Source organism: Candidatus Pelagibacter sp. IMCC9063, assembly GCF_000195085.1.
Taxonomy (GTDB): Bacteria; Pseudomonadota; Alphaproteobacteria; order Pelagibacterales; family Pelagibacteraceae; genus IMCC9063.
Genome location: NC_015380.1, coordinates 557,441 through 569,992, shown reverse-complemented (window position 1 = coordinate 569,992; position 12,552 = coordinate 557,441). Strand labels below are relative to the sequence as shown.

At 31.3% G+C, this 12,552-nt stretch carries 17 protein-coding genes, 3 tRNA genes and 1 pseudogene; 2 read left to right on the top strand and 19 right to left on the bottom strand.

The features are described 5' to 3' along the window. Positions 1 to 74 precede the first annotated feature (74 nt). Positions 75 to 764, top strand: coding sequence for a gamma-glutamylcyclotransferase family protein (locus SAR11G3_RS03010; RefSeq protein ID WP_013695282.1), 690 nt, complete (start codon positions 75 to 77; stop codon positions 762 to 764). Between the two features lies 1 nt (position 765). On the opposite strand, the gene SAR11G3_RS03005 is transcribed toward SAR11G3_RS03010, so the two are convergent. The 17 genes and pseudogenes from SAR11G3_RS03005 to SAR11G3_RS02930 form a co-directional block, all read right to left on the bottom strand. Further along, complete coding sequence (locus tag SAR11G3_RS03005) at positions 766 to 1,152, bottom strand: MAPEG family protein (protein ID WP_013695281.1); 387 nt, start codon at positions 1,150 to 1,152, stop codon at positions 766 to 768. Positions 1,153 to 1,189: 37 nt separating this feature from the next. Next, entirely contained in the window at positions 1,190 to 1,858 is a 669-nt protein-coding gene (gene hisG / locus SAR11G3_RS03000; protein ID WP_013695280.1) for an ATP phosphoribosyltransferase, read from the bottom strand. A 1-nt stretch (position 1,859) separates the two neighbouring features. Beyond that, the gene (locus tag SAR11G3_RS07335) at positions 1,860 to 2,228 is read right to left on the bottom strand and encodes an ATP phosphoribosyltransferase regulatory subunit (protein WP_013695279.1); all 369 of its coding nucleotides are present in this window, start codon (positions 2,226 to 2,228) and stop codon (positions 1,860 to 1,862) included. Positions 2,229 to 2,257: 29 nt separating this feature from the next. Further along, positions 2,258 to 2,620 (bottom strand): histidine--tRNA ligase, encoded by a 363-nt coding sequence (locus SAR11G3_RS07330; RefSeq protein ID WP_013695278.1) that lies wholly within the window; start codon positions 2,618 to 2,620, stop codon positions 2,258 to 2,260. Positions 2,621 to 2,652: 32 nt separating this feature from the next. Then, a complete protein-coding gene (locus tag SAR11G3_RS07325; protein ID WP_013695277.1) occupies positions 2,653 to 2,934 on the bottom strand; it encodes an ATP phosphoribosyltransferase in 282 nt (93 codons plus the stop codon). 11 nt (positions 2,935 to 2,945) lie between these two features. Further along, positions 2,946 to 4,382, bottom strand: a complete 1,437-nt coding sequence (gene hisS / locus SAR11G3_RS02990) for a histidine--tRNA ligase (protein ID WP_013695276.1) — start codon at positions 4,380 to 4,382, stop codon at positions 2,946 to 2,948. A gap of 5 nt (positions 4,383 to 4,387) precedes the next feature. Further along, a tRNA-His gene (locus SAR11G3_RS02985) sits at positions 4,388 to 4,464 on the bottom strand. Positions 4,465 to 4,627: 163 nt separating this feature from the next. Continuing rightward, positions 4,628 to 4,703, bottom strand: a tRNA-Phe gene (locus tag SAR11G3_RS02980). A gap of 45 nt (positions 4,704 to 4,748) precedes the next feature. Next, a pseudogene (locus SAR11G3_RS07150) lies at positions 4,749 to 5,326 on the bottom strand (Maf family protein). A gap of 4 nt (positions 5,327 to 5,330) precedes the next feature. After that, positions 5,331 to 5,549, bottom strand: coding sequence for a translation initiation factor IF-1 (gene infA / locus SAR11G3_RS02965; protein ID WP_013695273.1), 219 nt, complete (start codon positions 5,547 to 5,549; stop codon positions 5,331 to 5,333). Positions 5,550 to 5,554: 5 nt separating this feature from the next. Then, the gene (gene hisD, locus SAR11G3_RS02960) at positions 5,555 to 6,853 is read right to left on the bottom strand and encodes a histidinol dehydrogenase (RefSeq protein WP_013695272.1); all 1,299 of its coding nucleotides are present in this window, start codon (positions 6,851 to 6,853) and stop codon (positions 5,555 to 5,557) included. Next, positions 6,853 to 7,299 carry a DUF2948 family protein gene (locus SAR11G3_RS02955; protein ID WP_013695271.1) on the bottom strand — a complete coding sequence of 149 codons (447 nt, stop codon included), beginning with the start codon at positions 7,297 to 7,299 and terminating at the stop codon, positions 6,853 to 6,855. The genes hisD and SAR11G3_RS02955 overlap by 1 nt, the downstream gene beginning before the upstream one ends. Then, the gene (gene murA, locus SAR11G3_RS02950; protein WP_013695270.1) at positions 7,292 to 8,554 is read right to left on the bottom strand and encodes a UDP-N-acetylglucosamine 1-carboxyvinyltransferase; all 1,263 of its coding nucleotides are present in this window, start codon (positions 8,552 to 8,554) and stop codon (positions 7,292 to 7,294) included. Before murA ends, SAR11G3_RS02955 begins: the two co-directional genes overlap by 8 nt. A 6-nt stretch (positions 8,555 to 8,560) precedes the next feature. After that, on the bottom strand, positions 8,561 to 9,115 hold the full coding sequence (gene dcd / locus SAR11G3_RS02945; protein ID WP_013695269.1) for a dCTP deaminase: 555 nt from the start codon (positions 9,113 to 9,115) through the stop codon (positions 8,561 to 8,563). Positions 9,116 to 9,226: 111 nt separating this feature from the next. Beyond that, positions 9,227 to 9,427, bottom strand: coding sequence for a hypothetical protein (locus tag SAR11G3_RS02940; RefSeq protein ID WP_041862485.1), 201 nt, complete (start codon positions 9,425 to 9,427; stop codon positions 9,227 to 9,229). Between the two features lie 35 nt (positions 9,428 to 9,462). Beyond that, positions 9,463 to 9,669: a cold-shock protein gene (locus tag SAR11G3_RS02935; RefSeq protein ID WP_013695266.1), complete on the bottom strand. Its 207-nt coding sequence runs from the start codon at positions 9,667 to 9,669 to the stop codon at positions 9,463 to 9,465. A gap of 118 nt (positions 9,670 to 9,787) precedes the next feature. Next, positions 9,788 to 10,003: a hypothetical protein gene (locus SAR11G3_RS02930; protein ID WP_013695265.1), complete on the bottom strand. Its 216-nt coding sequence runs from the start codon at positions 10,001 to 10,003 to the stop codon at positions 9,788 to 9,790. 117 nt (positions 10,004 to 10,120) lie between these two features. Between SAR11G3_RS02930 and SAR11G3_RS02925 the strand changes: the two genes are divergently transcribed. Next, positions 10,121 to 10,196 (top strand) — tRNA-Thr (locus SAR11G3_RS02925). Between the two features lie 3 nt (positions 10,197 to 10,199). Here SAR11G3_RS02925 and SAR11G3_RS02920 read toward each other — a convergent pair. Together SAR11G3_RS02920 and SAR11G3_RS02915 are read right to left on the bottom strand one after the other, a co-directional pair. After that, the gene (locus SAR11G3_RS02920; protein ID WP_013695264.1) at positions 10,200 to 11,084 is read right to left on the bottom strand and encodes an NAD(P)-dependent oxidoreductase; all 885 of its coding nucleotides are present in this window, start codon (positions 11,082 to 11,084) and stop codon (positions 10,200 to 10,202) included. Then, a complete protein-coding gene (locus SAR11G3_RS02915) occupies positions 11,085 to 12,527 on the bottom strand; it encodes an NAD-dependent succinate-semialdehyde dehydrogenase (protein WP_013695263.1) in 1,443 nt (480 codons plus the stop codon). Positions 12,528 to 12,552: the final 25 nt, after the last annotated feature.

Below are 12,552 nucleotides of genomic sequence, written 5' to 3'. Positions count from 1 at the left end.
GTATTCTTTGTTCTAATAATTGTTTTAGGTATGCTAGGATATATTTCACACCGATATATGATTTAATTAAGGAAATGAAAAAAATATTTTTTTTTATCTTTTTTCTTAATGCATCTTTTGCATATGCAGATAATTGTAATTTAGACCCACTTCAAGGATCAAAGAACTACATTATCGGTTATGGGTCCTTAATGGAGAAAGAATCTAGAACAAGAACTAATCCAACAGCTTACATCGCAAAGCCTATAATGGTTAAGGGATTCCAAAGAACTTGGGGTCATAATGGTGGAAATTACAAAATTACCTTCTTAACAATTATCAAAAGAAAAAATTCAAAGGTTAATGCTGTTTATTATCCAATATCTATCAAGGGATTAAAAAAATTAGATGAAAGAGAGAGTAGTTATTGTAGGATAAAAGTTCTTCCTAAAGATTTGAATTTTTATAATAAAAAAATTAAAATAAATAATTCTAATTTTTGGGTTTATGCAGCTAATCCTAAAAGATTAAAGATTCCAAGCCAAAACCATCCTATTGCACAATCATATGTAGATATTTTTATGAATGGATGCATTCAAATTCAAACAAAATATAAAATTAAAAATTTTGCAAATCAATGCATTGAGACTACTAAAGAATGGTCGCCTTATTGGGTTAATGATAGAATTCATGCAAGAAGACCTTTTAAAGTTCCAAATGCTTACAAAATAGATCAATTATTGTCAAAATATTTTACCCATTATTATGAGCATAGATTTGAATAATTTAAAATATATAATTGACCAATAAATGAGTTGATATTATTCCAAGTGTTCCCAAAGTAATAGCTGTTCCGCCCACTCTTAAAAACATATTACTTTTTAAAAAAGCAAAACAAAAACCATGCATTAATCTACCTAAAAAAAAGGCAGAACCTAAGCAATGCATATAGATAATATTAAAACTACTTATTTCTGCTAGATAGAAAAGTATTAAAAATATTGGTGAATATTCAATTAAATTAGAATGACCTCTAATTGCTCTTTCCGTCGAATTTTCATCATCTTTTTCAAATTTAAAAAATTTAAATATGGGATTCCCCCTTAGTGCAATTACTCTGGTGGACAAAATAATTAACCATATAGAAATTAAAGAAGCGTAAAAAGATGTCATTATAACAATCTTTTAACAAAAAAAAAATTAATCGCAATTAATTAAAATTTCTAAGAAATTTATTTTTTAAAAATTTCTTAGAAACAAAAATACAGGCAGAGCTTTTGAGAATACTTCCATCATTAATAATGCGTAAATTATTAGCTTTTAAAGTGGATCCTGTTGAAGTGATATCCGTAATTAATTCTGCAGATCCTGTAAATGGATAAGATTCTGTTGCTCCTAAACTTGGTACTACTCTGAATTGACTAACTCCTTTAGACAGAAAAAAACTTTCCGTTAAATTTGGATACTTAGTTGCGACCCTCATTCTACGGGCATACTTTTCTCTGAAATCAAAACTAACCTCCTCAAGATCAGCCATATTTTGCACATCTAACCAATCTTTTGGCGCAGCTACTACCAAATCAGCAAAACCAAAATCTAATTTTTGAAAAGTTTTTACATTCTCAGAATAAACTTCTGGAAACTCTTTTAGTAGATCTAGTCCAGATATTCCCATATCTAGGGTTCCATCATTAATTCTTTCAATGATTTCTCTGGCATGTAAAAAAATTCCTTCTGCTTCATTATTTTTTTCAATGTTAAAAAAATAATTTCTATCACCAAAAGAGTTTACTACTTTTAGATTTTTACTTTGAAAAAAATTGATAGAATCATCTCTTAATCTTCCTTTGCTAGGCAAGCCTATTTTAATTTTATTCATTTTATAAATTAATTAATTGATTTAGGTTAATTGCACCACCTAGTGCAGGAATATCTTTTTTATAGCCGAGGGTTTTAAGTAAGTTACTATACTCACCTCCCCTAGCTAGCTCAACTACTTGGCCTTTTTTCTTTGTATAAGCCAAGAAAACGATTCCTGTGTAATATTCTGCATTTCTTCCGAAATCAGTTTTGAAAGAAATAGAGTACTTTTTTCCAATTTTTTTATCAATTAAAATAATTTTTTTAAAATAGTTTTTAATATTTTTAGTAGGTAATTTGTTTTTATTAAAAAATGCAATGATCGTTTTTTCTGCTTTTTGTAAGGGAAGGTTTATTTTTAAATAATTCTTAATAATTTTAACGTTCAATTTTCCTTTATAGTCATCTCTGGGATCTTTTAATTTTTTTTAAACCTTTTTACTATCTCAGCAACAGTTCGCCCTCCAATTATCTTACTTTGGTCTATTTTGATTAGATCTTGAAGTCTTTTAGTATCAACATCGATTGTCTCTTGATCTAAATCATAATTAGTTTCTAATCTTTTTAACAAATCTATAAAATATTCTCTTCTTGAAAAGTGTCTGACTAATCTTAATTTCCATCTTTCAGGGAGATCCAATCCATCTATTAAAATTTTAAACAAACCAATATCACCTACAATAATTTCTAACCTTTTAATTTTTTTTATTGGTTCTAGTATTGAATCAATTAAAAGCAATGAAGAGTTGTTATTAGATGGATTAATTATCTCACAACCCAATTGATCGAATACATTCAGGTCTCCCTTCTTATCTAGTCGATACGCTGCTCCATAATAACAATATTTTTCTTCTTTGACTTTTTTTCCTGGATATATTTTAAAGCAGTTGAAACGGTAAGATCTGGTCTTAAGCTGATTTCTTTACCTAATAAATCTTTATAAGTTAAAGCAGATTTTTTAAATTGCTCTCCTGATCTTTCGGTTAGTAGATTGGTGTCAATAAGCAAATCTAGATCAGTAAAGTTAAATTTTCTTTTTCTAAAAAAATTTAAAATTTCTTTAGAAAAGTTCTCTTTTAATTTCTTTTTTTCCAAGCCCTCCTTCATTATTTAATTTCGTTTAAAAGCTGATCAAAAGCTACTGTTTTTTGAGCGTCTGTAGATTGCTTCCATTCACTTCTATCTTTAATATTTTCAGACATCTGCTTTCCAATATTTAAATTCTTGATAGTAACAACATTCTTACTTACCTCGTCATCTCCGCATAAAATTACGAAGTCGCAGCCTCTTTTGTCTGCATATTTAAATTGTGATTTAATATTGGAAGATCCTGAGTAAATTTCAGCACTAATATTTTCAGACCTAAGCATATTTAGAATTTTTATATAAAAATCCATATATTTTTCATCGAATACACATATTAAAACTGGACTTTTCTTCTCTGCTTTAATTGTATTTTTTTGTAAAATTGCATAAATTAATCTGTCTAATCCAACAGATATTCCTGTGGAAGGGCAGTCTTGGTTGTTAAACCTCTTGACTAGATCGTCATATCTACCCCCACCACCGACAGATCCAAATTCAATTTCTTGTCCTTTGTTATTTTTTACTCCAAAAGTTAAATTAGCTTCAAAGATAGGCCCAGTGTAATACTCCAACCCTCTAACCACCGTAGGATCAAAAATATAATTTGTAAAATTAAATAATGAAAAATATTTTTCCATTAATTCAAGTTCTTTAATTCCATCATTCATACTTTCATTATCTGCAGCAATTTCCCTTATTCTCTCAAAATTTTTTTCTGAAAGATTTTTAATATTTAAAAAGTTTATAATTTCTTTTATTTGAGCCTCTTCTAATTCGGCTCCTTTGGTAAAGTCACCTGACTTATCTTTTCTTCCTTTTCCTAATAAATACTGAACACCTTCAGCTCCTACTCGATCTAGCTTATCTATCGCTCTTAGCGTGATTGATTGCTTTTGTTCGTCGGTAATATTTAATTTTTCTAATAGCCCTTTAGAAAGTTTTCGATTTGAAATTTTTATATTAAACTCACTTGTCCCTAAACCACAGCTTTTTAAAATTTCTGAAATAAGAAAGCAAAGTTCGGCATCGGAAAATAAATTACTAGTTCCTATATAATCTGCATCAAATTGTAAAAACTCTCTAAATCTACCTGGACCTGGCTTTTCATTTCTCCAAACAGTTCCTAATTGAAATCTCTTAAAGGGTCTTGGAAGACTATCAAAATTTTTAGCGGCGTATCTAGCTAAAGGGGCTGTTAGATCATATCTTAAAGAAAGCCATTTTTTTTCATCCTCAAACGAAAATACTCCTTCGGACGGTCTATCTTTGTCAGGCAAAAATTTTCCAATACTATCCGTATACTCAAAGCTCGGAGTCTCGAGATATTGGAATCCATATTTAGACATGATTTTTTTAATATTCGAAATTAAAAGATCACGAATTAAAAGCTCTTCTTCTTGTCTATCTGTAAACCCATTGGGTAATTCACAAGTGGGTTTAAAAAATTTTTTATTCATTGTTTTGGTACAGCTGGGTGGATTCGAACCACCGACATCTGGTTCCACAAACCAGCGCTCTAACCAACTGAGCTACAGCTGCATAATATTTTTTGTTTATAATAGTATTTTTGTTTTAAATATATAATTCAATTAGCTAAGCACATGCCTAGCATGAGGATGGTATCTGTGTGTAGATATATATATATATTTCATTTCAATTTCAGGTTGATTAGCAATTCGACAATAAAAATGCAAACAAAAACTGGTGGTCTGAGGTGGACTTGAACCACCGACACAAGCCTTTTCAGGGCTCTGCTCTACCAACTGAGCTATCAGACCACGCACAGTCTTTTTCCACAATTTATTTGAATAATCAATTAAAAACTAAACTAAATTTACAGTTTTGAGCAAATTGAAAGCCTGATTGAGAGATAATCCAACAATATTTGAATAAGATCCATTTATAGTTTTAACAAACCTATCGGCATAGCCTTGTATCGCATAAGCCCCTGCTTTATTTTCCCATTCTTTTGTTTTCAAGTATAGATCAATATCCCTTTTTTCAAGTCTGTTAAAAGTAACCTTGGTAGTAGCTTGTATCAATTTACTCTTATCTTTGTTTTTAATATAAATGGAGGTTAACACTTTATGCTTCCTTCCAGAAAAAAACGTTAAAAACTCTCTTGCCTCATCTTCTGTTTTAGCTTTTCCAAAAATTTTATTTCTACAAATAACAATCGTATCAGCTGAAAGAATAGTCTTTTCAGGAAATTTTTTAAAAATTAACTCTCCTTTTTCTTTTGCAAGTCTTTTGCAATATTCAGTTGGTTTTTCTTTTTTTTTGGGGTTTCGTCTATTTCTGCAGGCTCAACTCTCTCTGGAATAATATTAATCTTTTTTAAAAGCTCTAATCTTCGAGGGGATGCGCTAGCTAAAATGAGTCCCTTGGTGATTTCAACCATTTGCTTATTTAAGTCGAAAAGTAATTCTACCTTTAGTTAAATCGTAAGGGGTAACTTCAACTAAAACTTTATCTCCTGTTAAAACTCTTATTCGGTTCTTTCTAAGTTTTCCTGAACTGTGTGCTAGGATCTCATGATTATTTTCTAATTTTACTCTAAATGTAGCATTGGGTAGTAGCTCTGTAACTACCCCATTAAATTCTAACATTTCTTCTTTTGCCATAAATTTTACTTATTATTAATAATACGTGTCTTAATTGAAAGAGCGTGGGCTTGCAAGCCTTCATAATTTGCAAGTCTTATAGCAGCTGGTCCTATTTTTTTTATACCAAGCTTAGAACACTTGATTACAGATGTTTTTTTATAAAAGTCAGCAACAGACAACCCCGATGCAAACCTGGCTGTTCCCGATGTGGGTAGTACATGATTTGGACCAGCTATATAATCTCCGATTGCCTCCGGACTGTAGTCTCCTAAAAAAATAGATCCAGCATTAATAATTCTTTTTTCAATCGAATTATAGTTTTTAACTTTTATCTCTAAATGCTCAGGAGCAATTTGATTAGTAATATCGATTATTTCTTTGTCACTTTTGCAGACAACGATTGTTCCATAATTTTTTATACTTAATTTTGCAATTTTAGCTCTAGGTAAAATTTGAATAATTTTTTTAACTTCATTATTTACTTTATTTGCAAATGATGAGTTTTTAGTTATCAGAATACTTTGAGATAATTCATCGTGTTCTGCTTGGGATAAAAGATCAAGGGCTGTCCATGTGGGATTATTTTCTGGTCCTGCAATTACAGTTATTTCTGACGGTCCTGCAATCATGTCAATTCCAACTTGTCCAAATACTTCTTTTTTAGCCGTTGCTACAAATATATTGCCAGGACCAACAATTTTATCAACTTTATCAATAGTCTTAGTTCCATAAGTCAAGGCAGCAATAGCCTGTGCTCCTCCAACTTTAAAAATTTTCTTAATTCCACATACTTTAGCAGCATAAATCACTCCAGCATTAATTGTATTGTTAGGAGCTGGTACGGTTGCATAAATATTTTTAACACCCGCCACAATCGCTGGAACCGAATTCATAATTACAGTGCTTGGATAACTAGCTTTTCCACCTGGAACATAAATTCCTACCTTGTCTAGTGGTGTATATTTGTAAGCTAATTGATTTCCATATTTATCATTAAATTTAAAAGACTTATTAACTTGCCTTAAGTGAAATGACTTAACTCTAGCGTACGCAAGGTTAATAGCTTGTTTAATTTTAGGATCTAGTTTTTTCGTTATTGAAACTATTTCTTTTTGACTTAATTGAATATTTTTTTTATTTAATGAAATTTTATCAAATTTCTTTGAATATTTAATTAAAGACTGATCTCCATTTTTTTGAACATCTTTTATAATTTTTAAAACTACAGCTCTGTTTATTTCTGATTGCCGGCGTTTTGAATTTAGTACTTTTTTAAAATTATTTTGAAAATTTTTATCTTTAGTGCTTAATATATATTTCATTAAATCTTATGTTTTGGTTTGTGCTTTGTTGTCCAACTTTTAGAAAAATCTTCAAGAGTTGATTCGATAAATTCTATTTCCAATGAAATTACTCCTCCACCAGAAAATATCAACTTCAAATTGTAATTATCGTTTTTTAATTTACTAATCTTAATTGCCAAAAACTCTAGTATTGTTGATTTTTTTTTTACATTAATATTTTGAGATTTAACATTAAGTACATTTTTAAAGACTAGAGCAGACCTAATTCTTCGATTGTCTCTAAATACTCCCTGTTCGGCATCTTCCCACATGAACCGATTAAAAATACAAGCAAATGTTTTATTCTTTAATAGGAATTTAATATCTTGCGCAATAATTATAGCATCTTGAAGGTAAGCAGAAAAAACGGAGAGGTCTTTTTCGTCATTAGCTAATAATTTTAAGTTAGATTGTATTTTAGACATTCTTTGTAATAATCGATGCTCCACATTTCTTTAATTTTTTTACCAAATCTTCATAACCTCTTTCCAAATGATAAATTCTATTCACAATGGTAATTCCTTTTGCAGCCAATCCAGCCAAAACAAGGGAAACAGACGCTCTCAAATCTGTTGCCATAACTTCAGCTCCTGTGAAATTTTTTATACCCTGTATATATGCGCTTTTATTTTTTATTTTAATATTAGCACCCATTCTTTTAAGCTCAGATACATGCAAAAATCTATTTTCAAAAATATCTTCTTTGATAATAGATTTCCCGTTACCTAAGCACAATAAGCTCATTAACTGAGCTTGCATATCTGTTGGAAAGCCAGGGTAAGGAATCGTTTTGGCGTTTAATGATTTTATTTTTTTTCTAGAAACTGTGACGGAGTTTTTTTTATTAGAATTTAATTTGGCTCCTGATAATTTTAAAACATCAAATATATTTTTCATTGCCTTTGTGTCAATTCTATTCAATGTAATTTTTCCATTAGAAATAAGACTTGCAACCGCATATGTTCCTGCTTCTATTCTGTCTGGAATAATGGAGTGAGTGCTACCCTTAAGACTTTCAACACCTTCAATTGTTATAATTCGTTTTGAGTTAAAAAATATTTTTGCCCCAGATTTGTTTAAAAAATTTATCAAATCTATAATTTCAGGCTCAATTGCAATGTTTTTAATAGTTGTTTTTCCTTTGCACAATGTAGCAGCCATAATTAAATTCTCTGTTGCTCCTACCGATATAGATTCAAATTTTAATTTATTTGGTTTTAGTTTTTTAATTACTTTTGCAACGATATATCCTTTGTCAATTTTAATTTTTGCACCCATTTTTTTTAACATCTCTATGTGCAAGTCAACTGGCCTAGATCCGATAGCGCATCCTCCTGGCAAAGAAACTCTAGCCTGCCCATATTTTGCTAGCAAAGGTCCTAACACCAAGACACCTGCTCTCATAGTTTTAACGAGATTGTATGGTGCTATTAATTTTTTATTTTTTTTAGAAGTTATAACAATCTGATTTCTAGAATTTGAAAACTTTATTTTTTTACCAATACTCTCCAATAAATTAATCATAGTTGAAATATCTTTTACATCCGGGATATTTTTTAAAGTTATCTTTTCGTCTACGAGCAATGTAGCTGCCAGAATGGGCAGGGAAGCATTTTTAGATCCTGAAATATTAATAGTGCCAAAGAGTTTTTTACCCCCTTGAATAATTAGTTGTTTCATTGAAGGTTAAACTTTTGGAAGGGTAACTCCTAGTTGCTTCATGTACTTGCCTTTCCTATCGGCGTATGAAACTTCTGGGGATTGATCTCCTTTTAAAAAGATAAACTGACAAGCACCTTCATTTGCATAAATTTTAGCTGGTAAAGGCGTTGTATTAGAGAATTCTAATGTAACGTGACCTTCCCACTCTGGCTCAAGAGGAGTGACATTGACAATAATTCCACATCTTGCATATGTACTTTTGCCAAGACAAATGACAAGGACATCTCTTGGTATTTTAAAATACTCTACAGTACTCGCCAAAACAAAAGAGTTAGGAGGGATGATACAAACATCTTCTTTTTTAGTAACAAAGCTTTCTTGAGAAAAATTTTTGGGATCTACTACCGTAGAGTGCACATTGGTAAAAATTTTAAATTCATTAGAAACTCTAGCATCATAACCATAAGAAGAAAGTCCAAAAGAAATATTGTCCCCTCTATTTTGATTTTCTACAAATGGGGCTATCATCTCTTTTTCAAGAGACATTTTTTTAATCCATTTATCCGACAGTACGCTCATTTTTTTCTTTCTCTTTCTTTTGAAAATCTTTTCTTTTTTTTAAGTTTTCTTTTAACGCATTAGCAAGTTTCTTATTTTTAGTCTCATTAACCATCAGAAAAATATTATTAATTATTTATTAGGGTTAGTTAAATCATCAAGAGTGATTGGCTTACTAATATCATGCATTTCAGAAGATTCTTCAATTTTTTTTTCTACAATATTAGTAGGGGCTCTTTTTGCCTTTTTTAAAGCAAGACGGTCTTTTTTCTTTGCTTCTTTTAACATTGCTCTCTCACCACGCTTAGATTTATAATCATAATGAATACCCATGGCAGAGCCTCCCAAAACTAATATTTCTTAAAAAACTATTCTTTTTTTAAGTTTACAGCAGATGGACCCTTTTGCCCATCTTCGATATCAAAAGAAAGAACATCTCCTTCATCTAAATAATCAACGCCAGAATCTTTTACTGCTGACATGTGAACAAAAACGTCTTTTTCTTTGTCATCTCTTTCAATAAATCCATAACCTTTTGAGCCATTGAACCATTTTACTTTTCCTTTTATGCTCATTTTAACTTTCTATTATTATTAAGACATTTAAATACAATCTAAATGTTGGTAATATTTTAATAGATGAGCACTATTTTTGTCAAGAATTCTTGTTTTGTTTTTTTTATTAAAAAAATTCCTACGCTTTTCCTTCAATTTTTGAGCAATTGCTTTTGTTTATTTTCTTGTCAAAAGCAGAAACGGTTTCTTTTTTAACAACCCAAACAAATGATTTTTCATATGTACTGTCACTAGCAATTTGAGTACATTTTTTTCCTAGTTTAACAGTATGGGTTGTGCAGTTAGTTAGCGCAATTAGAGCAAACATAACAAATATAAGTGATATTTTTTTCATAGATGTACATTTAAAATACAAATGCGATCAGCATTAGCTTAAAAAAAGACTTATTTCAGGCGCTCTCAAATAAAAAAGTTGTAAAAACCTATTATAAATTTAAAAAGTCACAAAGAAGCCCACATAGCTCAGTTGGTAGAGCACGTCCATGGTAAGGACGGGGTCATCAGTTCGATTCTGGTTGTGGGCACCAAAACTATTTTTTATTCTTTTCTAGGATTTCTTTATAAAGAGCACAATGATCATCGTTGCCTAGCCCTCGATCTACTATGCTTTGATACATACTTTGAATAAGTTTGGAGATAGGAAGATTCACACTTACATCTTCTGCGCACTTTAAAATATTATTCATATCCTTTAAATGAGTAATAGACTTTCCTCTTGGCGCAAAATCTTTTTCTATCATTCTTGAACCATGATTTTGCAATATTTTACTATCTGCAAATCCTCCCGCTACTGCTTTAATAAAATTTTCTGGATTGGCTCCAACTTTTTCACAAAGAATAATAGCTTCTGCAACAGCTCCTATAGTTACTCCGACAATAATTTGGTTACATAGTTTTGCTACCTGCCCACTTCCTGCTGGTCCAACTAATGTAGGATTGCCCATAGTTTTTAAAATATCTTTTACTCTATCAAATATTTCGTTATCACCTCCAACCATAATTGCTAAGCTAGCTGATTTGGCTCCCTCAGGTCCTCCTGAAATAGGGGCATCTAGAAAGTTTATTTTTTTTTCTTTTAAAATATTATAAAATTTTTTTGCACTCGCGTACTCTGTAGAACTTGTGTCTATAAATATACTTTCCTGATTCAGTAGGTCTTTGTTAATAATTTCGTTAATTATTTTTTCAACAGAATCATCGTCCGGTAATGATGTTATAATTACAGTAGCATCTGTTATTGCCTCATTTAAAGAACTACAGATAATAATATTATTGTTATTCTTTAGCTCATCCATTTTAGATAGAGTCCTATTAAAAGCCTTAATCTTATAGCCGCCTTTAGAAAGGTTTTTAACCATAGGCAAGCCCATCAATCCTGTACCGATAAACGCTACATTGATTTTTGGATCTGGCATTTAGCCTGAAATACCTAGGTGTGTATACTTGATGTTAAGATAATCCTTAATTGCTTCCGAACCACCTTCTCTGCCGTAGCCACTTTGCTTAATTCCTCCGAATGGAGTTTCTGCAAAAGCAACAAATGGAGTGTTGATTGCAACCATTCCTGTTTCCAGGGCATCTGAAGTTTTGTGTGCTTTCTCCATAGAGCTAGTAGCTACATAAGCGGCTAAGCCTGCGTCATGATTATTAGCCCTTTCAATTACTTCATCAAAATCTTTAAAAGAAAGAATTGGAGACAGGGGGCCAAAAGGTTCAGTGGTCATAATTTTAAAATCATCTTTTACATTATCAAAAACTGTAGCTTCATAAAAATAACCTTTGTTAAATTCTGCAGGTCGTTTCCCTCCACACAAAATTTTAGCCCCTTCTTTTTTAGTATGCTCTACTAGCTCCTCAATTTCGTTTAATCTTTTTTGGGTAGTGATTGGACCTAGGTCGGTATTCTTATCTAGTCCACTTCCTATTTTTAGTTTTAATGTTTTTTCTACAAATAATTTTGTAAATTCTTCTTTTTTACTTTCGTGAATAAAAAATCTACTAGGAGAAATACAAACCTGTCCAGTATTTCGGTATTTTGCCATGATGGCCATATCAGTTGCTTTTTGTATATTGGCATCATCATGAACAATAAAAGGTGCGTGACCACTAAGTTCCATCGTAACTCTTTGTACTTTTTCTGCAGCTTGTTTTAAAATTATTTTTCCCACTCTTGTAGATCCTGTGATCGATATTTTTTTTACAATATCTGATGATAGAAGCTGAGAAGAAATAGAAGCAGGATCTCCTGACAACAAATTTACTACACCAGCAGGAATTCCTGCTTCTCTTGCTATATCAACTAGTTGCATGACAGAGCCTGGGGTAACCATATCAGGCTTGCAAATAACTGAACATCCAGCAGCCAAAGCTGTAGATATTTTTCTCGCAGCTAAAATAGTTGGAAAATTCCATGGTGTTAAAGCAGCAACTACTCCTACAGGTTCATATTTAATTTGAACTCTAGTATCTGCAAACCTACTTTCTACAATTTGCCCGTAAATTCTTTTTGTTTCTTCCGCATTCCATTCAAAAATATCTGCTGCTCCCATCGCTTCGCCCTGTCCTTGGGCAAAAGGCTTCCCCACTTCTAATGCGATCCAATTGGCAATAATATCTTTCTTGTCTCTAATTAAATCGGCAATTTTTCTTATTTTTGCAGAACGCTCCCAAGCAGGAGTCTTTTTCCATATCTCCAATCCTTTTTTTGCAGAATGCAGGGCTTGCTCGACATCTTTGCTTGTGGCTTTTGAGGCATTACCTAAAATTTCTTCATTCGAAGGGTTTACCACTTCATAAACGCCCTCATCCGAAGAAGGTGTCCATTTGCCATCTATAAATTGTCCAAAATTTTGATACATGAATGCCTTATATATAAGCAATTAA